19 protein-coding genes are annotated in these 18385 nt (G+C 62.8%); 11 read left to right on the top strand and 8 right to left on the bottom strand.

Annotated features, from left to right (window positions below):
• Positions 1-49 precede the first annotated feature (49 nt).
• Positions 50-1273 (top strand): L,D-transpeptidase family protein, encoded by a 1224-nt coding sequence (locus CW354_RS09560; protein ID WP_104829768.1) that lies wholly within the window; start codon positions 50-52, stop codon positions 1271-1273.
• On the opposite strand, the gene CW354_RS09555 is transcribed toward CW354_RS09560, so the two are convergent.
• Positions 1270-1875: a murein L,D-transpeptidase catalytic domain family protein gene (locus tag CW354_RS09555; protein WP_207764728.1), complete on the bottom strand. Its 606-nt coding sequence runs from the start codon at positions 1873-1875 to the stop codon at positions 1270-1272. The genes CW354_RS09560 and CW354_RS09555 overlap by 4 nt on opposite strands.
• 319 nt (positions 1876-2194) lie before the next feature.
• Between CW354_RS09555 and rpoH the strand changes: the two genes are divergently transcribed.
• Complete coding sequence (gene rpoH, locus CW354_RS09550) at positions 2195-3115, top strand: RNA polymerase sigma factor RpoH (protein ID WP_104829766.1); 921 nt, start codon at positions 2195-2197, stop codon at positions 3113-3115.
• A 26-nt stretch (positions 3116-3141) separates the two neighbouring features.
• Here rpoH and CW354_RS09545 read toward each other — a convergent pair whose 3' ends face one another.
• The 3 genes from CW354_RS09545 to CW354_RS09535 are packed head-to-tail and all read right to left on the bottom strand — an operon-like array spanning position 3142 to position 5074.
• Entirely contained in the window at positions 3142-4071 is a 930-nt protein-coding gene (locus tag CW354_RS09545; RefSeq protein WP_104829765.1) for a YihY/virulence factor BrkB family protein, read from the bottom strand.
• Positions 4072-4115: 44 nt separating this feature from the next.
• Positions 4116-4307 carry a DUF4169 family protein gene (locus CW354_RS09540; RefSeq protein ID WP_104829764.1) on the bottom strand — a complete coding sequence of 64 codons (192 nt, stop codon included), beginning with the start codon at positions 4305-4307 and terminating at the stop codon, positions 4116-4118.
• Complete coding sequence (locus CW354_RS09535; protein WP_104829763.1) at positions 4304-5074, bottom strand: pseudouridine synthase; 771 nt, start codon at positions 5072-5074, stop codon at positions 4304-4306. The genes CW354_RS09540 and CW354_RS09535 overlap by 4 nt, the downstream gene beginning before the upstream one ends.
• A 62-nt stretch (positions 5075-5136) precedes the next feature.
• Here CW354_RS09535 and CW354_RS09530 point away from each other — a divergent pair, with 62 nt between their 5' ends.
• The gene (locus CW354_RS09530; RefSeq protein ID WP_104829762.1) at positions 5137-5889 is read left to right on the top strand and encodes a class I SAM-dependent methyltransferase; all 753 of its coding nucleotides are present in this window, start codon (positions 5137-5139) and stop codon (positions 5887-5889) included.
• Between the two features lie 11 nt (positions 5890-5900).
• Positions 5901-6353, top strand: a complete 453-nt coding sequence (locus tag CW354_RS09525) for a nucleoside deaminase (RefSeq protein WP_243396337.1) — start codon at positions 5901-5903, stop codon at positions 6351-6353.
• 7 nt (positions 6354-6360) lie between these two features.
• Here the strand turns inward: CW354_RS09525 and CW354_RS09520 are convergent, their stop codons facing one another.
• The gene (locus tag CW354_RS09520; RefSeq protein WP_165793624.1) at positions 6361-7179 is read right to left on the bottom strand and encodes an endonuclease/exonuclease/phosphatase family protein; all 819 of its coding nucleotides are present in this window, start codon (positions 7177-7179) and stop codon (positions 6361-6363) included.
• A gap of 157 nt (positions 7180-7336) precedes the next feature.
• Here CW354_RS09520 and CW354_RS09515 point away from each other — a divergent pair, with 157 nt between their 5' ends.
• From CW354_RS09515 to CW354_RS09495, 5 genes are all read left to right on the top strand, one after another.
• Positions 7337-8563, top strand: a complete 1227-nt coding sequence (locus CW354_RS09515) for an acyl-CoA dehydrogenase family protein (protein WP_104829760.1) — start codon at positions 7337-7339, stop codon at positions 8561-8563.
• A gap of 54 nt (positions 8564-8617) precedes the next feature.
• A complete protein-coding gene (locus tag CW354_RS09510) occupies positions 8618-9550 on the top strand; it encodes a DMT family transporter (RefSeq protein WP_104829759.1) in 933 nt (310 codons plus the stop codon).
• Positions 9551-9637: 87 nt separating this feature from the next.
• On the top strand, positions 9638-10054 hold the full coding sequence (locus CW354_RS09505; protein ID WP_104829758.1) for an MAPEG family protein: 417 nt from the start codon (positions 9638-9640) through the stop codon (positions 10052-10054).
• 139 nt (positions 10055-10193) lie between these two features.
• A complete protein-coding gene (locus CW354_RS23395; RefSeq protein ID WP_104829757.1) occupies positions 10194-10505 on the top strand; it encodes a hypothetical protein in 312 nt (103 codons plus the stop codon).
• A 43-nt stretch (positions 10506-10548) separates the two neighbouring features.
• The gene (locus tag CW354_RS09495) at positions 10549-11073 is read left to right on the top strand and encodes a DinB family protein (protein ID WP_104829756.1); all 525 of its coding nucleotides are present in this window, start codon (positions 10549-10551) and stop codon (positions 11071-11073) included.
• Here CW354_RS09495 and CW354_RS09490 read toward each other — a convergent pair.
• The 3 genes from CW354_RS09490 to CW354_RS09480 all read right to left on the bottom strand — a co-directional run bounded on the left by CW354_RS09490 (position 11060) and on the right by CW354_RS09480 (position 13718).
• Complete coding sequence (locus CW354_RS09490; protein ID WP_104829755.1) at positions 11060-12442, bottom strand: MATE family efflux transporter; 1383 nt, start codon at positions 12440-12442, stop codon at positions 11060-11062. The two genes, CW354_RS09495 and CW354_RS09490, sit on opposite strands and share 14 nt — an antisense overlap.
• Before the next feature lie 107 nt (positions 12443-12549).
• The gene (locus tag CW354_RS09485; protein ID WP_104829754.1) at positions 12550-13365 is read right to left on the bottom strand and encodes an isocitrate lyase/PEP mutase family protein; all 816 of its coding nucleotides are present in this window, start codon (positions 13363-13365) and stop codon (positions 12550-12552) included.
• A gap of 23 nt (positions 13366-13388) precedes the next feature.
• A complete protein-coding gene (locus CW354_RS09480; protein WP_104829753.1) occupies positions 13389-13718 on the bottom strand; it encodes an NIPSNAP family protein in 330 nt (109 codons plus the stop codon).
• A 363-nt stretch (positions 13719-14081) separates the two neighbouring features.
• On the opposite strand from CW354_RS09480, the gene CW354_RS09475 reads away from it, so the two are divergent.
• Positions 14082-15245, top strand: coding sequence for an efflux RND transporter periplasmic adaptor subunit (locus tag CW354_RS09475; RefSeq protein ID WP_104829752.1), 1164 nt, complete (start codon positions 14082-14084; stop codon positions 15243-15245).
• Positions 15246-15252: 7 nt separating this feature from the next.
• Positions 15253-18384 (top strand): efflux RND transporter permease subunit, encoded by a 3132-nt coding sequence (locus CW354_RS09470; protein ID WP_104829751.1) that lies wholly within the window; start codon positions 15253-15255, stop codon positions 18382-18384.
• Position 18385 lies beyond the last annotated feature (1 nt).

The following is an 18385-nucleotide window of genomic DNA, read 5'->3' as shown; positions in this document are numbered from 1 at the left end:
CGCGGGGCATGAGGAACGGAGCCGGACTGTGGGCGCTAAGGCCAGCATCATGTTTGCACCCCTTTTAAGTCTTGTAACCGTCTGTTGCGCGCAGATCGCCGAACCGGACGATGTTTCCGCCGCGACCGCAGCCATGAGCCCCTGGGCGGCGCAGGCCCTCGCCTCCGACTTCGACCATGTCGCCGCCGAAGGCCTAGACCCCGCCGGTTATGATCTTTCAGCCTTAAGGACCGATCTTGAAGACGGAAATTTCGCCGCCGCGGAACATGCTGCTGCGGCGCTGTTTCGCCAAGCCGCGAAAGACATCAGCATAGGGATTATCCCGCCGGAAGAAAGAACGCGCTGGCGCATCCCCGGCCCCGAGATTGACAACGACGCCATCGACCGGGCGGAAGAGCGCGCCGCGCGCAGTCTTGACTTTGCGGGCGCGTTCGCCCGGCTCGCGCCGGACCATGCGCAATATCGCGCGCTGAAGGCGGCGCTCGATAAAACGCCGCCTGCCGACGCCGAAAGAAAAGCGCGCATCAAACTCAACATGGAGCGCTGGCGCTGGATGCCGCGTGATCTCGGGCCCGATTATATTCTCGTCAACGCGCCCGCTTACGAACTGACGGTCGTCCGCGATGGCGAAATCGTCGACCGCCGGAAAGTGATCGTCGGAACGAAGGCGCTGCCGACGCCGCAATTCGCCGCGACCGTCACGGGCGTCGCCTTCAACCCCACCTGGTTCGTGCCGGCGAGCATCGTCGCCGAAAGCGTCGGCGCGCTTTTAAAAAACGACCCCGACGCGGCGAAAGCCAAAGGCTATTATCTGGGCGAAGACGGCAATGTCAGACAGAAACCGGGCCCGGCGAACGCGCTCGGACAAATGAAGCTCCTGATGCCGAACCCCTATTCGGTTTTCCTGCACGACACGCCCGGCAAGACAGCGTTCGAGAAAGATGCGCGCGCCTTGAGCCATGGCTGCATCCGGGTCGAGGACGCCGTCGATTTCGCCCGCGGGCTCGTCAAGGGCGTGCTCGACGACGAGGCTGTCGACGAGATCCTCGCCTCGAAAACGCCGACCGAAGTCGCGCTTGAAAAGCCGATGCCTGTTTACGTGGTTTATTTCACCGCGGTCGCGGCGGCGGACGGGACGGCGACCTTCTATCCGGACATATACGGGCTCGACGCCGAGCTTCTGCCGGCCTTCGGCGCGGACGCCCCGCCGCCTTCTGAAAATAATCAGGCCATGATCGACGCCTGTCCGGGCGCCGCGCCGGCGGCGCGTTAGAATTTGCCGGCGTAGAGAAGACGTCCTTCGCCGAGCCGCGCCATCACTTCCTGGCGGTCCTTTTCGCTGAAAGCGAAACAACCTTCGCTGCGGCCGAGCTTGCCGTATTTGTCGATCATGTCCGGCGCCGCATACCAGGCGGCGTGGACGACAATGGCGCGCCTTCTGGCGTTCGAATTTTCCGGGTCGAGCCCGTCGAGCCGCATCGAGGGCCCGTGCTTGCCGACATAGTTCGCGCCGGTGCGATAGGCGCCGCCGGAGGAGGCGTTCGATCCGATTTTATTGGAAAAACGTTGCAGCCAGCCTGTGTGGCCAGGGTCCGAACCGCGTCCATGCGAAACGAGATAAGACGACACCTCGCCGCTGATCATATCCACAAGGTAAAAGCGCGGACGCCAGGACGGCGCGGCGTAATCGACAACGCCGACCCGGTCGGTCAGCGAAATGCGGCCCGCATTCTGCGCCACAAGCCGTTGCGCGAACGCGGCGAATTCTTTCCCCGACGGCGCCGCTTTCGCGGCGGCCGGCATTGCGCCAAGCCCCCCGACCGCGGCCAGAACCGCTGCGCCGCCCGTCATCAATGTCCGGCGATCAATCGTCAAAATCCGCCCTTTTATCGCTACCCTATATATTTAGGGATGGACCAGGATCCGTTCAATTCGCCGCGACAAGGCGTCCCGTCACGCGAAATTGACTGGTCATCGGCCGCATTTTGGCCGAAAATCCGTGTTATTCCAACAAGATAGAAAGCGGCCCCTTGGGGCTCGCGCATGGTGTCCCTATATGAGGATAGCAAGCGCCCGAAAAGAGGCGCCTCTTGGGGACTTCCTGACCGCGACAGCCTCAATCGGACCTGTTATTTGAGACGCGCCCTGTTGTGTCTGACGATGCTTTAGACCGGGCGTACTGGAGAGATGCGCTATGAGCAATGCTTTAACCACCACGCCAGGCGCGCTGACGCCGGAAGGCAGTCTGTCGCGCTACCTCGCCGAAATCCGCAAATTCCCGATGCTGGAAAAGGACGAGGAATACATGCTGGCGAAACGCTTCGCCGAGCATGAAGACGCGGACGCCGCGCAGAAGCTGATCACCTCTCACCTGCGGCTCGTCGCCAAGATCGCCATGGGCTATCGCGGCTACGGCCTGCCCATCGGCGAAGTGATTTCCGAAGGCAATGTGGGCCTGATGCAGGCGGTCAAGCGCTTCGACCCGGACAAGGGCTTCCGTCTCGCCACCTATGCCATGTGGTGGATCCGCGCCTCGATCCAGGAATATATCCTGCGCTCGTGGAGCCTCGTGAAAATCGGCACCACCGCGGCGCAGAAAAAGCTCTTCTTCAACCTCCGGAAACTCAAGGGCCAGATCGACGCCGTGGACGAAGGCGATCTGAACGCCGAACAGGTCGAGCATATCGCCACCAAGCTCGGCGTCACCAATGACGACGTCATCTCCATGAACCGGCGCATGTCGGGCGGGGAGGCCTCGCTCAACGCGCCCATGGGCAAAGACGCCGAGGGCGGCGGCGAATGGCAGGACTGGCTGGTGGACGAAAACGCCGTCAATCCGGAAGCCAAACTCGCCAATGAAGACGAGTACGACATGCGCATGGGACTGCTTGAACAGGCGCTTGCGACGCTGAACGAGCGTGAGCAGCACATTCTCACCGAGCGGCGCCTCAAGGACGATCCTTCGACCCTGGAAGAGCTGTCTCAGGAATACGGCGTCTCCCGCGAGCGTGTGCGCCAGATTGAGGTGCGGGCGTTCGAAAAACTGCAAAAGGCGATGAAGCGCATGGACAAGGACGCCCGCCAGCAAACGGCGGACGCGGCCGAAGCGCTTTAACGGCTTTCCCGTTTAAACGGCCGGTCTCAGTTCGGCGGCGCGCCCTCTTCCGGGTCCGGACGCTGGGGGCGCATATGCGCCTCCTGCTCGATTTCCGAGTCGATTTCGGCGCCCACCAGAAACACGAAAGCCGACACCCAGAACCACATCAGCAACACGACCACGGCGCCGATGGAGCCGTAAGTCTCGTTGTAGTTGGCGAAATTCTGGACGTAGACGGAGAACAGCACCGAAGCGACGATCCATAAGATCACCGCCGCGCCGGCGCCGGGGCTCAGCCATTGCCAGCCCGGGCTTTGCCGGGCGGGCGCGAATTTATAAAGCGCGGCGATGCCGAACCAGCCGCCGACAAACAGGATCGGCCAGCGCGCATAGCCGATGACCGGTTCAAGAAACGAATTGAGCCCGACGAGCCCGAACAGGATCGGCAGGACCGCGACCGCCGCCAGCGCCGTGATGAAGCCCACGGCCACGGCGAAAGTCATGGCGTAAGCCTGAACGTTGAACCATAAAAAGCCGCGCGTTTCCTGTTCGTTGTAGACGATGTTGAGCGCCTGCATGATCGCCTTGAGCGCGCGCGAGGCGCTGAAGATCGTGAGGCCAAGAGAAAAGATCAGCGCCGCGCCGACCGCGCCGTCATCGCTTCGCGCCACTTCCGCCGCCTGGGCGCGCAGCGCGCGCGCCACCTCGGCGGGCAGGATCGCGGAAAAGCTTGAAATCTCTTCGGAGATGGTCGCGGGATCGGCAAAAAGCCCCCAGAGCGAGACCACTGCGGCGAGCCCCGGAAAAATCGCAAGCAGAGCGTAAAAGGCGATCCCCGCCGCGGTGAGCCCCAGGCGGTCATTGTTGATCTGCGAGACGACCCGTCCCGGCAGGCGCTTCCAGTGACGCGCCTGAAGCCTCAGAAAGGCGAGCCTTGGATAGTTTTCGCTCTGGCTGGAGACCTCTTTCCCCATAGGCCGCAAACAGTAGCGCGCAACGATAGTTTCCGCGAGCGGGATCAATCTTTTTTGTCGTCTTCGGCGGCTTCATGCTCGTCGAGACGGCGCCGGGCGCGGTCTTCTTCCGCCTTCGACGTTTTCTTTTCCGCTTTCGTCCGCCCGAATTTGGCGCGGTTTTCTTCCGCCTGCTTTTCCTTTTCGGCGCGGGACTTCTTTTTGCGGAAATTATTGAGGTTGACGACCTTCGTCACAGCCCGATTTCCTCGCAGATTTTCTTGCCAAGTTGTTCTTTCAACTGCTTGCCCGGCACTTCTTCCACTGTGTCTTTCGCCAGCTTGCCGAGCTGGAACGGTCCGTAGGCGGTGCGAATGAGCCGGTTCACCTGAAGCCCGAGATGGCGCATGAGGTTCCGCACTTCGCGGTTCTTGCCTTCATTGATCGACAAGGTGATCCAGACATTGCCGCCCTGCGTCTGGTCGAGCGTCGCGCGCACGGGCCCGTATTGAACGCCGTCAATCTCCACGCCGTCTTTCAAACTGTCGAGCTGGCTTTGCGTCACCTTGCCAAAGGCGCGCACGCGATAGCGCCGGGTCCAGCCCGTGGACGGCAGTTCGAGCCGCCGGGCGAGCGCACCGGAATTGGTCAACAGCAAAAGCCCTTCGGTCGTGAGGTCGAGACGCCCCACGGAGATGACCCGCGGCAGGCGGCCCTGGAGCGCCTCGAATACCGTCGGTCTTCCTTGCGGATCTTTATGCGTGGTCACCAGCCCGTCCGGCTTGTGATAGCGCCACAGGCGCGGGGCGTCCGGCTTGCCGACCCGGGTTCCATCGACGCGGACCTCCATCTCCGGCGTCACCTTAAAGGCTGGCGTCGTTAAAATCTTGCCGTCGACCGTGACGATGCCCTGCTCAATGAGCTTTTCAGCGTCCCGGCGCGAGGCGACGCCGGCGCGCGCGAGAAATTTCGCAATGCGTTCGCCCTCGCCCCCGAGCTTTCCTTCGCCGCTCTTTTCCGCCATCGTTAAACAGTCCTTAAAATCACCGGCCTTTGATAGAAGCCGCAAAACAAGGCGATAGCATAATGGATCTCAAAGAGGAAAAGGCGATTGGCGGCGATCCGGGCGCCCATTGGTATTATATCGCCAAAGGCCGCGCGCTCCACGGCCTTCTCGGCCGCAAAACGGGCGCCGCGCTCCTCGATGTGGGCGCCGGCTCCGGGGTTTTCTCCAAAATGCTGGTCGCCGACGGCTTTGCCGACAGCGCGGTTTGCGTCGATCCCAATTACGAAGACGAATTTCTCGGCCGGCGCGCGACGGACAATATTTCCTATGTCCGGTGTGTCGACAAGGTCGAAGCCGATACGGTCCTGATGATCGACGTCATCGAGCATGTGGACGACGATGTCGCGCTGATGCGCGACTACGCCGACAAAGCCGCGCCGGGAACGCGATTCCTCATCTCGGTCCCGGCTTTCCAGTTTCTCTGGTCCTCCCATGACGAGTTTCTCGAGCATCGCCGCCGCTACACCCTGGAGAGCCTGAAACGCGCCGTGGAAGCGGCGGGGCTGGCGCCGGTCAAAATGCGTTATTTCTTCGGCCTCCTTTTTCCCGCCGTCGCCGCCATGCGCCTGGCGGAGAAAAAGCCGGACGGCCCGGCGCAGGCGAGCCAGTTGAAGCCCGCGCCCGACTGGCTCAACAGCGCGCTCATCGCCGTGCACGATGTGGAGCGCCTGACGCTCTTCCCCTTTAACCGCCTCGCCGGCGTCTCGGCTTTCTGCCTTGCGGAAAAGCCGGAAGCCGCCGCAGCGCTGGCGCAACCGAAAGCGGCGGCGTAAAAGCCTTTTCCGTGAGCGACGATCAGACATTCATGGCCCGCGCGCTCGACGAGGCGCGCCAAGCTGGCGAAGCCGGCGAAGCGCCTATCGGCGCGGTGCTTGTCAGCGCTGCAGGCGAAATCCTCGCCGCGGCGGGCAATGCGCCGATCGCGTCGCACGACCCCACGGGCCATGCGGAAATCCGGACCTTGCGCAAAGCCGCCGCCAGAACCAGCAATTACCGCCTTCCCGAGACGACGCTTTATGTGACGCTTGAGCCCTGCGCCATGTGCGCCGGCGCGATCTCCATCGCGCGCGTCAAACGGCTCGTGATTGCGGCAAGCGATCCGAAAGGCGGCGCCGTCTGGCACGGGCCGAAATACTTCGAACAGCCCACCTGCCACTGGCGCCCGGAAGTCGCCGAAGGGCCCTTCGGCGACGAAGCCGGCGACATGCTGCGCGCCTTTTTCAAGGCGCGCCGCTAAACCCCGCCTAGCTCCTGACTTCGCCGTAAAGCATGCAGTGATCGGAATGCTTGGCGATCCAGTTTTTCCTGGCGGCCGTCGTTGCTTCATCGACCCAACCCGAAACTTCGACCTCCGCAGTCCCGAACTTTTTGAACTTTAAATGGTCGGCGGCGAGCACATGGTCGAGATTGGACGGCTGCCAGTTCGACTTGCCGTTCCACCATGTCGCTTCATAGCTCTTCGCCAGTCGCCGCATGCCGTTCACTGATGCGGTGAGCCGGTTGTCGATATAATCGAGCTCCTTCGCGCCGTCGATATCCAAATCGTTGTTATAGGCCGCGCTCATGCCCATGGTGTTGAGATCGCCGAGCGCGATGAAATTCGCCTTTTTGTCTCCATCCAGGCTTCTTTCAATCTTGCGTTTCAGACTGCAGACATGTTGCAGCATGTCGTCGCGCAAACCCCAGTCGCGCGGGTCGGCGAAACTTTTAAGGTGGAGGAACAGGAAACTGTAAACCTCGTCATTCTTGGTGATGGTTGCGAGCGCCCCGGGCCGCAAGGTGGGCGTTTTCGATTGCAGTTCGTTGCGCTGGGTGACGAAGCTCGAAAGGCTGTTGCGCACGCCCACAAGAATCTCCACGACGCTTTCGCTTTCGGTGATGGAGATATTGTAGTTCGGCATTTTTTCCTGCATGGCCGCGAAAACCGCTTTGCCCTTCACTTCGTAAAGCGCAAAGACGTCCGGCTTCTTCGCCGCAATCGCCTCGACCACAAGCTCGACGCGGGACTGGCTGTTGCTGAAATGCTCCACATTCCAAGACAGAAAAGACAGGATTTTGGCCATAGTCGCTCTCCCCATTGGTTATGGCGGAACCGACTATATCCCGTTCGCCCGGGGCCGCCAGCGGCGCGCTCTTTGCCGCGCCCCCCGCACTGCACGCCGCGCTTTTCTTTCCTTTAGCTTTTCCCCAAGATGCGCCGCAAAAGAAGGAGCCTCCCCGATGGATTTCGCCTATTCCGACCGCTGCAAGGATTACCTGAAACGCGTTTCCGATTTCATGGACGCCCACGTCTATGAAGGAAACGAAATCTACGAACGTCAGCATGCGGAATTCGGCCCCGGCGAAGGCCGCTGGAAAGTCCCGCCGATCATCGAAGAGCTGAAAGACAAGGCGAAGGCGGAAGGCCTGTGGAATTTGTTCCACCCCGATCCGAAATGGGGCCCCGGCCTATCCAACGCCGATTATGCGCCGCTCGCCGAACAGATGGGGCGCTGTCACATCGCGCCGGAGGTGTTCAACTGCGCGGCGCCGGACACCGGCAATATGGAAGTGCTGATGAAATACGGCTCGCCGGAGCAGCAAGAGCAATGGCTGGTCCCGCTCCTCGACGGGAAAATCCGCTCCGCTTTTCTCATGACCGAGCCCGCCGTCGCCTCCTCCGACGCCACCAATATCGAAACCGAGATCACCCGCGACGGCGACCATTATGTCATCAACGGGCGCAAATGGTGGTCGTCGGGCGCGGGCGATCCGCGCTGCAAGATCTTTATCGTCATGGGCAAGACCGACAAGAGCGCCGAGCGCCATGTGCAACAATCGCAAATTCTCGTCCCCGCCGACGCGCCGGGCGTTAAAATCCTGCGACACCTGCCGGTCTTCGGTTATGACGACGCGCCCCATGGACATATGGAGGTCGAGCTCGATAATGTGCGCGTGCCGAAAGAGAACCTTATTCTCGGCGAGGGGCGCGGTTTCGAAATCGCGCAAGGACGCCTCGGACCGGGCCGCATTCATCACTGCATGCGCACCATCGGCGCGGCGGAAGTCGCGCTCGAGAAAATGGTGAAACGGCTTTTGACGCGTGAGGCTTTCGGCAAGCCGATTTTCAAACATTCGATCTGGGAGCAGCGGGTCGCCGAAGCGCGCATCGACATCGAAATGGCGCGCCTCTTAACGCTGAAGGCCGCCTGGATGATGGACACCGTCGGCAACAAGGTCGCGCAAGGGGAAATCGCCATGATCAAGGTCGCCGCGCCGCGCATGGCGCTGAAAGTCATCGACGACGCGATCCAGGCCCATGGCGGGGCGGGCGTCACCACCGATTTCGGCCTTGCGCAGATTTATTCCGGCATCCGCACCCTGCGCCTCGCCGACGGTCCCGACGAAGTCCATTGCCGCGCGATCTCAAGGCTCGAATTCAAGAAACATTCGAACGCGGCGCGGTAACGGCAAAAGCAAGAGCGATTGCGGCAGCTTTGAAAAGCCGATAAGCCGCCGCCCATGCCCGCCTTTTTTCGCAATCCTCTCGGCCGCCACACATCCGGTCTGGCGCTCGCCGCCGGCGGGGCGGCGCTGTTCTCCCTGAAGGGCGTTGCGATGAAGATCGCCTTCTCGCTCGGCGCCGGCGTCGAACAGATGATGACCTTGCGCATGGGGATCGCCCTGCCGTTCTTTCTCATCATCGGCTGGCGGTCGGCGAAGCGCCGGGAGGTAAAACCCACAAAGCGGCTGATCGCGATCTCCGCCGCGCTCGGGGTCCTCAGCTATTATCTGTGCACCTGGCTCGACTTTACGGGGCTCAAATTCATTTCCGCACAGCTCGAAAGACTGATCCTGTTTCTTTATCCGACCGTCGTCGCGCTCTTCGCCTGGATCGCTTATGGCGACCGGGTGACCTGGCGCCATGCGGTCGCGCTGATCCTGTCCTATGGCGGGGTGACGCTGCTGGCCTTGCGGGAATTCGACTTGGGCGGAAGCGACGCCATGCTCGGCGCCGGAATCGTTTTCGCCACCGCCGTCCTCTTCGCCTTCTACGTGACGGCGAGCAAACCGGTCATCGGGAAACTCGGCTCGCCGCTGTTCATCAGCATCGCGATGAGCGCCGCAACCGTTCCCATCGTCATTCACAGCATTGTCATTTCGGCTTTTGAAACGGCGCCGCTGTCCCCGGCGATTCTTGCGACGGGGCTCTTTCTCGCCATCCCCTGCACGGTCCTCCCCGCGCTGATGATCGCCGAAGCCATCGCCCGCATCGGCCCGGGCCTGACCAGCGCCACCGGCGGGATCGGTCCCGCCGCCACGGCGCTCGCCGCCGCGCTCATTCTCAACGAACCGTTCGGGCTCACCCATGCGCTAGCGCTCGTGCTGACGGTTTCGGGCGTCATGCTGCTTTCCAACCCGAAAGCCAGCACGCGAGCCGCCAACGCCGCCTGACGGCGCCGCGACTGCGCCCTCACTGCGTTTGAGCGTAGGCTTTGCCGCAACATGTGCTAGAGACAAAGAAAAAAGGGAGGCCCCGCCATGACAATGCTCACCCCCGTGCTTGCACTGATCGTCTGGACCCTGATCGTCTGGATCTGGATGTATGCGACCCGCATCCCCGCCATGCAGAAAGCGAAAATCGACCCGCAGGACGCCATTCATCCGGGCTCGCTCTCGACGCTGCCCTCTGAGGCGCGCGTCGTCGCCGACAATTACAATCATCTCCACGAACAGCCGACGCTGTTTTACGCGCTCGCGATCTATTCCTTTCTCGTCGGCGTCGGCGATCCGCTGAATGTCTGGCTCGCCTGGGGCTATGTGGCCGCGCGCGTCGCCCATTCCCTGGCGCAGATCGTCATCAAGAAAGTGCCCTTGCGCTTTTTCATTTTCGCCGCCGGGTCGGTGATTTTGATGATCATCGCGGCGCGCAATGTGATCGCTCTGTTGGCGGTTTAGTCGGCCGCGTCTTCCATTTCCCCCGGAATGACGGGGGCAAAGCCTGAAGGCGAGAAGCACAACTGATATTTTGCATCTCGCCGAAATCGCCTACACTCGTCTTCCTGCGGCCCCGTAAGAGAAAAAGGAGACGCGTCCCATGTTCGATTTCGACCCCACGGGCGGATGGCTGGCGCTGGCGGCGGTCGCTTATGTCGCCTTCATGATCGGCCGGATGAGCGCCGCCAAAGGCGAAACCGCCGGCGAGCGCGAGATGCGGCGCATGCAGGAAGAACAGGCGGCGGAAGACGCCTTCGCCTCCCTCTCCCCGTCGGTTCAGGCCGATGTGGACCAATTATTGGCGGAAAAGAAAATCATCGAAGCCGTCAAAGTGATCCGCGAGAACACAGGCAAGGGCCTGAAAGAATCCAAAGACGTGGTCGACCAGCGCCGCAAGCAGTTCGCGTCGTGACACATCCTGACCGCAAAGGCGCGCCGGCGATGGGAAACCTTCCATGATCTCCCCCGCTCATATGCGGCTCATGGCGGCCTACAATGAATGGCAGAACCGCAGCCTCTATGACGCCGCCGCAACATTAAGCGATGCGGAGCGCCGGGAAGGCCGCGGCGCTTTTTTCGGCTCCATCCACGGCAGCTTGAACCATGTGCTCTGGGGCGACCGCATGTGGCTCAGCCGCTTTACACCGTCCGAGGCGCCGGATGCAGGCATCAAGGAATCGGCCTCCCTTTTTGAAGACTGGGACATCCTGCGCGCCGAACGCGACAAGACGGACGCGCACATCCTCGCCTGGGCGGACGCCATGACCGGGGCCGAAATCGAAGGCGGCCTCACCTGGTTTTCCGGCGCGGCGAACCGCGAGATCACTTTGCCGCGCTGGGTTCTGATCACCCATTTCTTCAATCACCAGACCCATCACCGGGGACAGGTTCACGCCATGCTGACCGCCGCCGGCGCAAAGCCGGACGACACGGACATTCCCTTCATGCCGAATCTGGACGCCGTGCTTAATCGCGGGTGACGAGCCACAGCCGTCCGCCGAGGGACAGCGCCGCGGCGACAAGACTGGCGAGAAGGCCCCACCACACGCCGATGGAGGCGAGCGGCGTTCCAAGCCCGAGCCACGCCGCGATGGGAAACCCGATCAGCCAATAGCTGATTCCCGTCAGGATCATCGGTATGCGGACGTCCTTAAGGCCGCGCAAAGCCTGCCCCGCCGCCACCTGGATTGCGTCAAAAAGGGCGAACGCCGCAGCGATCGGCAGGAAAGACGCGACCAGCGCCAACACCGCCGCGTTGTTCGCATCGCCCGGCTCCAGATAAAATCCGGCGACCCCCATGGGCCAGAGCATCACCGGCACGGCGACGAGCATGATCGCGCCGATGCTGCACAAGACCGCCATAGCCGCCGCGCGCCGCACGCCGGCCCTGTCTTTCGCGCCTTCCATCAGCCCCACGCGCACGCCGCCTGCCATGGACAAGCCCAAAGGCATCATGAAAGCGAGCGCGGCGACATTAAGCGCCACCTGATAGGCGGCCATTTCATTGACGCCGATGCGCCCCATCAAAAACACCGCGGCGTTGAACAGCATCGCCTCGAAACCGATGGTGATGGAGATCGGCCAGCCGAGACGCGCAACTTCGGCGAATCGCGGCCAGTCGGAGCGCTGGAAATTATGGAACAGCTCGAACCGTTTCGCACGCTTTTCCCAGGAGATGTAAGCGACGAGCGCAAAAAAGCCGATGGCGTGAGACAGCGACGAGGCGATCCCCGCGCCCACCAGCTCAAGCCGCGGGAACCCCCAATTGCCGTAGATCAGGAGATAGTTGAGAAGCGCGTTCAGCAGCGTCGTCAGGATGATGACATAAAGCGGCGCCCGCGCGCGCTCGATGGCGGCGAGAAAATTCCTCAGGACGATGACGCCGAGCGCGAAAGGAAGGCCCGGCACCAGCGCCAGCACATAAGGCTCGGCGAGCGCCGCCACATGCGCCGGCTGGCCGGTCATCAGCGCGAATTCTTCCGCGAACAAATAAATCAGCGACAGGATGGGCGCGCCGATCCCCACGAGCCACAGCCCCATGCGCACCGAGCGGCGCACGTCGCGCGTTTCTTCCGCGTCGGCGCCGAGCGCCTGGGAGACCATGGGCGAGACCGCCATGGCCGGCCCCATGCCGGCGACATAAAGAACATAGAACATGACGAGGCCGAGCGCCGCGGCGGCGAGCGGCTCGGGCCCGAGCTGGCCGATCATCACCACGTCGACGGTGTTGATGGAAAACTGGACGAGCTGCGTCAGGCCCATCGGCAAGCCGATAGCCATGAGCGCGAAAAACTCGCGCCGCCAGGGCCCTTGCGACGGGGCCGGCGCCAAAGTTTCGTTCATCGTCATTTGAATGCCGTTACTATGCGCGTCGGGGCGCGCGAAGCGTCTTTAGCGGGTCCTGCGCAACGGCGAAAGGCTTGCCGGCGCGCTTCGCCGTAAAGGTTGCAAAAAGGTCACCCTTTTAAATACGGCGCGACCTTTTTCGCGCCGTCGCGGTTTACGCCAAGGCAATCGAAACGCCCGTCGCTCAGCATGCTCTGCGCAGCGGCGAGCGTCCCATAAGCGTTCCAGGCGAGCCCGCCGCCGATGGAAAGCCGCGCCGCGCCCGCTTGCGCGAACTCTTCCACGCTATGCTGGGTCAGCGCGCCGAGAATAAGCACATTCACCGGCTTCGAAACGCCTTTGCAGACGGCGCGCACCGCCGCCATGTCGGGAAGGCCCGGCGCATAAAGAACGTCGGCGCCGGCCTCGGCGAAGGCGTTCAAGCGCGCGATCACCTTGTCGATCTCGCCAACGCCGTAGAGAAACGCTTCGGCGCGCGCGGTGAGGACGAAATCGCGATCGCCGGCGCGCGCGGCCTCGCTCGCAGCGGCGACGCGCTCCACGGCCCGGGCCTCGTCGAAAACGGGTTCGTCCTTATCGCCGGTCGAATCCTCAATGGAGCCGCCGGCGAGACCGGTCATCATCGCCTCGCGCACGGTCGCGGCCGCGGCTTCAGGCGAGACGCCGAAGCCGTTTTCAAGATCCGCCGATACGGGAACGCCGACAGCGTCCGCAATCGCGGCGCCATGGCTTATCGCTTCCTCTCGCGTGACGCCATAATCGCGCCGGCCGAGCGTCATCGCAAAACCGGAGCTCGTCGTCGCCAGCGCCTTGAAACCCAAGCCTTCAAGAATGCGCGCAGAGCCGGCGTCCCATGGGTTCGGGATGACGAAAGGCGCGCCGGGTTTATGAAGGGCGCGAAAGGCGGCGGTTTTGGCGTCGGTCATGATCGAATTCCGTTGTCTCTTGGTCAGTATGGTTTCAGCGGCGCATGGGGCCCGGAAGCAAGCTTCAGAAAAATACGGTCTTCACGCGTGATGAACCGCTCGGCTTTCGCGAAATCGTAATTCTCCCTGCCAAGCGGATGTTCGGCAAGACGCTGTTTATACTGCTCGTATGCAGCAAGCGAGGGAAGCGTGTACACGCCGTAAGCGGTCGTTGCCGAGCCCTCATGAGGCGTGAAGTAACCGATCAGGTCGGCCCCGCATTGCGGGATCGCCTGCCCCCAGTTTCGAGCGTAGGTTTCAAACGCATCTTTCCTGAAGGGGTCGATTTCGTATTTGATGAAACAGGTGATCATGAAACAGGCCTTTCCTTCTCGCCGGCGCTGACGCTACCGGCGGACAAGGCGCGCACCACCCGATTCTTGCGGTTTCGACGCCGGGAATATCGGCTTCAAATCGGCGTGAGAACGCCGATTTTTCCCGGAGGGATTGGTGTTTTTTGCGCCTGCACAGTAGATTTTGGATGCGTCACATACGGACCGGTCTGCGGCGCCCCTCTTTGAGGGCGGAATTTCTTAGCAAATTCAGCAGACTAGCCTGATTTTCGCCGCCGCATGAAAGACCGGGCATCGGCGACGGAACGTAAGGGTTCATACGTTAGTCTGTATTAGACCTGTCGCCATGAGCGGCCGGAAGGCCGGTTGGGAGAGAGTTCGACCATGAAATTGCCTGGCTCGCTTGTCGCCGGCGCTCTTGCCGGCCTCGTCATCGGCGCGGGCGCGACCGCCGTCGTCCTGACGATGCGCGGCGGCGCCCCGGACGCCTCCATGGCCGGTCCCGGGGGCCCGGGCGGCGGACGCGGCGGCTTCATGCCCGCCGTCAGCATGGTCGCGGCCGAAGAAGCCTCGGTCGGGCGCACGCTCGACGTTATCGGCGAAGGCCGGGCGCTGAAAAGCGTCGCTTTGACGTCGGAGGCGACCGGCAATGTCGTCGAAGTGAATATCGCGCCGGGCGCAAAAGTATCCGAAGGCGACGTCTTGTTGCGGCTCGACGAACGCCAGCAGCGCATCGCGCTCGAACGCGCCAGGGCGCAATATCCGATCGCCAAGGAAAACGCCGAGCGTTACGCCGATCTGAAAGAGACCGAAGCCGCCTCCGCGCTCGAGGCCGAGGCCGCCTATAATGAATACAAGACCATCGAAGCCGATCTGCGCGCCGCGCAATACGCCCTTCAGCAGCGCGCCATCCGCGCGCCTTTCGACGGGGTCATCGGCCTTACGGAAATCGAAGCGGGCGATTATCTAAGGGCCGGCGACCAGGTGACGACCCTCGACGACACCTCCTCCATCGTCGTTGAGTTCGCCATTCCCCAGGAAGCCGCCCGCGCTGTCGAAATCGGCCAGAAAGTCACGGCCGGGCTCGCCTCCTCCGGCGGCGGGACCCATGAAGGCCGGGTCACCGCCATCGACAGCCGCGTCAATCCGGAAACGCGCACGCTGAAGATCGAGGCGACCTTCGATAATGAAGACGGCGCCATGCTGCCGGGCGCGGTTTTCGCAGTCTCCACCACGAGCAAGGGCGAACCGGCGGTTTCCGTTCCCGGCCTCGCCATTCAATGGGACCGCAACGGCCCTTATGTCTGGAAGCGCGGCGAGGACGGCCGCGCCGAGCGCGCCGACGTCTCTATCATTCAGCGTACGGATAATATCGTTCTCGTCAGGGGCGCCGTCGAGCCCGGCGACATGATCGTCTGGGAAGGCTCCGACCGGGTGCGCGCGGGCTTCCCGTTGCCCGGCGACGCATCGCAGGAAGACGCCCGCGAAGGCGCCGCCGCCGTCGGCGCCAGCGGGACCGGCGCTGCGGCCGGCGGCGGAGGCGATTAATCCCGCCATGAGCAAAAAGCCCGCCGACCCCGTCACCAACGCCGGCTTTGTCGGCATCTTCATTCAGCGCCCGATCCTCGCCGCCGTTGTGTCGATGCTCATCGTGATCGCCGGGCTCGCCGCGATCAATGGCATTGAAGTGCGCGAATTGCCGGATGTGGACCGGCCCGTCGTCTCTATCCGCACGACTTACCCAGGCGCCACGCCGGAATCGATCGACGCGGAAGTGACGGCCATCCTCGAAGGCGCCGTTTCCCAGGTGGACGGCGTCAAATCTATCTCTTCGTCTTCAAGTTTCGCGCGCAGCCGCATCACCGCCGAATTTTCTTCGAATGTCGACGTCAATCTCGCCGCGACGGACGTGAAAAACGCCGTATCCGGCATTATCGACGAACTCCCTGAGGACATCGAAGACCCGCAGGTCATCAAGGCCGACACCGACGCCTCGCCCATCCTGCGCCTTTCCGTCGCCGCGAAAAACATGGACCCCGGCGATCTCGCCGATCTTGTGGACGACGTCATCGTGCCGCGCCTGCAAGGGGTGGAAGGGGTCGCCCAGGCCGACGCCTATGGCGTGAAGAACCGCCTTATCCGCGTGCGCGTCATGCCGGTCTCCCTCGCCGCGCGCGGCTTTACGGTGGTCGATGTGGCGAATGTCCTGCGCAGCGCGACCTTGAGCGCGCCCAGCGGGCGCCTGCGCAATGACGCCCAGCGATTGCTCATTCGCGCGGAATCCTCGGCCAAAACGCCCGAAGAGGTGGGCGAACTGCGTCTAGACGACGAAACGCGCCTGTCCGACGTCGCTGTCGTGGAATGGGGCTATGAAGACGAAACCACCACGGCGCGCGTCAACGGCGTGTCGGGCATCGGCATCGGCATTGTCCGTCAGGCGCAATCCAATACGGTGAAAGTCTCGCAGGATGTGCGCGCCGCCGTCGACGAATTGAACCGGTCTTTGCCCCCGAATGTGTCCGTCGACGTCACGATCGACGATTCCATCTTCATCAACGCCGCCATCAGAGAAGTTTTCCGCAGCCTGCTTCTCGCCACCGGCATCGTCGTCATCGTCATCTTCCTGTTCCTGCGGTCCTTGCGCGCGACGCTGATCCCGGCGGTGACCATTCCGGTCTCGCTTCTCGGCACCATCGCCGCGTTGTGGCTCGCCGGTTTTTCCATCAACATCATCACGCTGCTCGCCCTCGTCATGGCGACCGGCCTTGTGGTCGACGACGCCATCGTCGTCACCGAAAACATCCAGCGCTGGCGCGGCATGGGCGCAGGCAAACGCGCCGCGGCGGTGCTCGGCACCCGCGAGATCGTCTTCGCCGTGCTCGCCACCACGGCGACGCTGGTCGCCGTCTTCATTCCCATCTCCTTCCTGCCTGGCCAGGCGGGCAAGCTGTTTTCCGAATTCGGCTTCGTCCTCGCTTTCGCCGTCATGGTCTCGTCTTTCGTGGCGTTGACCTTGTGTCCGGTGTTGACGGTGAAGCTCGGCCGCGAATTCCGTGAAGAGATGGCCCTTGCCGACAGCGACGATCCCGCCGAGCGGCCGCAAAAACCGAAAGGCCCGCTCGCCGCGATTTACGGGCCGGCCCTGCGGTTATGCCTCGACCGGCCGGTCATTCCCGCCCTTCTCTCCGTCCTGTTTGCGGCGGGCGCCTTCACCGCCTTCAACCTGACGCCGCGCGAACTGACCCCGGATGAGGACCGCGGCCGCATCTTCATGATGGTGCGGGCCCAGGAAGGCGCCAGTTTCGATTATCTCGACTCCAAGGTTCTCGAAATCGAACGACGCCTCAGACCTTATGTGGAGACCGGCGAAGCGCCTTTCATGATGTCCATGAACGGCGTGCGCGGCGGCGATTTTTCGTTCCTGCTCCTGCGGCTCAACGACTGGTCGGAACGCGACAAGACGCAACAGGAATACCAGGCCGAAATCCGTCAGCTTCTCGGCGATATTCCGGGCGTGATGGCGTTTTTGAGAGGTGGCAATTCGCTCAATATCCGCGGCGGCGGACAGGGGCTGCAATTCGCGGTCGCCGGCGATGATTACGACGCTGCGGGGGAAACCGCCGAAGCGCTCGCCGGGCGTTTGCAACAAAGCCCGCTCTTCACCGACGCCCGTCTCGATTTCGAAACCTCGCAGCCGCAGGTCTCCATCGATATCGATCGCGAGGCGGCGGCGGCGCTGGGCGTGCCCGTCAACGCCATCACGACGACCGTCCAGGCCATGGCCGACGAATTTCGCGCCGCGCAGGTTTTCATCGGCGACGACGCCCTCGACATCATGGTGTCGTCCGGCGGCGCCCCGGTGAACGATCCCATCGATCTCGCCAATCTTTACGTGCGCACGGCGACGGGCGATTTCGTGCCCCTGTCCTCGGTCGCCTCCATCCGCGAAGAAGCCGTCGCAGCCAATCTCTCGCGCGAACAGCGCCGGCGCGCCGTGCCGGTTTCCGCCAATCTCGCCGACGGCGCGCGCATCGGCGAGGCGGTCCGCGAATTGCGCCGGATCGCGCCGGAGGTCCTCACCGGATCGCAATCCATCACCCTGCTCGGCGAAGCGAAAGTCCTGCAGGAATCCAACAGAACGACGCTTCTCGTCTTCGGCTTCGCCGCGATTATCGTGTTCCTGGTGCTCGCCGCGCAGTTCGAAAGTTTCGTCAGCTCCCTGATCATCATGGTGACGGTGCCTTTCGGGCTTGCAGCGGCGATTTACGCGATTCTTCTCACCGGCGGGTCGATCAACTATTTCAGCCAGATCGGGCTCGTCCTGCTGATCGGCATCATGGCGAAAAACGGCATTCTCATCGTCGAATTCGCCAACCAGCTGCGCGACCGGGGCATGAGCGTGCGCGACGCCATCGAAAACGCCGCCATGACGCGCCTGCGGCCCGTCCTGATGACGGCGCTCTCGACGCTCCTGGCGAGCCTTCCCCTGATCACCGGATCGGGCGCCGGGTCGGAAGCGCGCGCGGCGCTCGGCTGGGTGATTTTCGGCGGGCTCGGCTTCGCCGCCGTCTTCACGCTGTTCCTGACGCCGGTCTCGTTCCTGCTCTTCGCCCGGCTTTCCAAGCCGCGGGCGGCGGAAGGCGCGAAAGTGGAGGAAGAACTGGCGAAAGCCTCCGCCCTGCGCTAGC

The sequence above is a fragment of the Hyphococcus luteus genome (genome assembly GCF_002943565.1).
Taxonomy (GTDB): domain Bacteria; phylum Pseudomonadota; class Alphaproteobacteria; order Caulobacterales; family Parvularculaceae; genus Hyphococcus; species Hyphococcus luteus.
Note: the sequence above shows the minus strand (reverse complement) of the source record. Positions and strands in the feature narration are given on the sequence as shown.

What these genes read in the sequence shown, in the direction of transcription:
- CW354_RS09560 (WP_104829768.1), top strand. Translation starts at nt 50, where the DNA reads ATGTTTGCACCCCTTTTAAGTCTTGTAACCGTCTGTTGCGCGCAGATC.
- rpoH (WP_104829766.1), top strand. Translation starts at nt 2,195, where the DNA reads ATGAGCAATGCTTTAACCACCACGCCAGGCGCGCTGACGCCGGAAGGC.
- CW354_RS09545 (WP_104829765.1), bottom strand. Translation starts at nt 4,071, where the DNA reads ATGGGGAAAGAGGTCTCCAGCCAGAGCGAAAACTATCCAAGGCTCGCC.
- CW354_RS09535 (WP_104829763.1), bottom strand. Translation starts at nt 5,074, where the DNA reads ATGGCGGAAAAGAGCGGCGAAGGAAAGCTCGGGGGCGAGGGCGAACGC.
- CW354_RS09530 (WP_104829762.1), top strand. Translation starts at nt 5,137, where the DNA reads ATGGATCTCAAAGAGGAAAAGGCGATTGGCGGCGATCCGGGCGCCCAT.
- CW354_RS09520 (WP_165793624.1), bottom strand. Translation starts at nt 7,179, where the DNA reads ATGGCCAAAATCCTGTCTTTTCTGTCTTGGAATGTGGAGCATTTCAGC.
- CW354_RS09515 (WP_104829760.1), top strand. Translation starts at nt 7,337, where the DNA reads ATGGATTTCGCCTATTCCGACCGCTGCAAGGATTACCTGAAACGCGTT.
- CW354_RS09510 (WP_104829759.1), top strand. Translation starts at nt 8,618, where the DNA reads ATGCCCGCCTTTTTTCGCAATCCTCTCGGCCGCCACACATCCGGTCTG.
- CW354_RS09505 (WP_104829758.1), top strand. Translation starts at nt 9,638, where the DNA reads ATGACAATGCTCACCCCCGTGCTTGCACTGATCGTCTGGACCCTGATC.
- CW354_RS23395 (WP_104829757.1), top strand. Translation starts at nt 10,194, where the DNA reads ATGTTCGATTTCGACCCCACGGGCGGATGGCTGGCGCTGGCGGCGGTC.
- CW354_RS09495 (WP_104829756.1), top strand. Translation starts at nt 10,549, where the DNA reads ATGATCTCCCCCGCTCATATGCGGCTCATGGCGGCCTACAATGAATGG.
- CW354_RS09490 (WP_104829755.1), bottom strand. Translation starts at nt 12,442, where the DNA reads ATGACGATGAACGAAACTTTGGCGCCGGCCCCGTCGCAAGGGCCCTGG.
- CW354_RS09485 (WP_104829754.1), bottom strand. Translation starts at nt 13,365, where the DNA reads ATGACCGACGCCAAAACCGCCGCCTTTCGCGCCCTTCATAAACCCGGC.
- CW354_RS09480 (WP_104829753.1), bottom strand. Translation starts at nt 13,718, where the DNA reads ATGATCACCTGTTTCATCAAATACGAAATCGACCCCTTCAGGAAAGAT.
- CW354_RS09475 (WP_104829752.1), top strand. Translation starts at nt 14,082, where the DNA reads ATGAAATTGCCTGGCTCGCTTGTCGCCGGCGCTCTTGCCGGCCTCGTC.
- CW354_RS09470 (WP_104829751.1), top strand. Translation starts at nt 15,253, where the DNA reads ATGAGCAAAAAGCCCGCCGACCCCGTCACCAACGCCGGCTTTGTCGGC.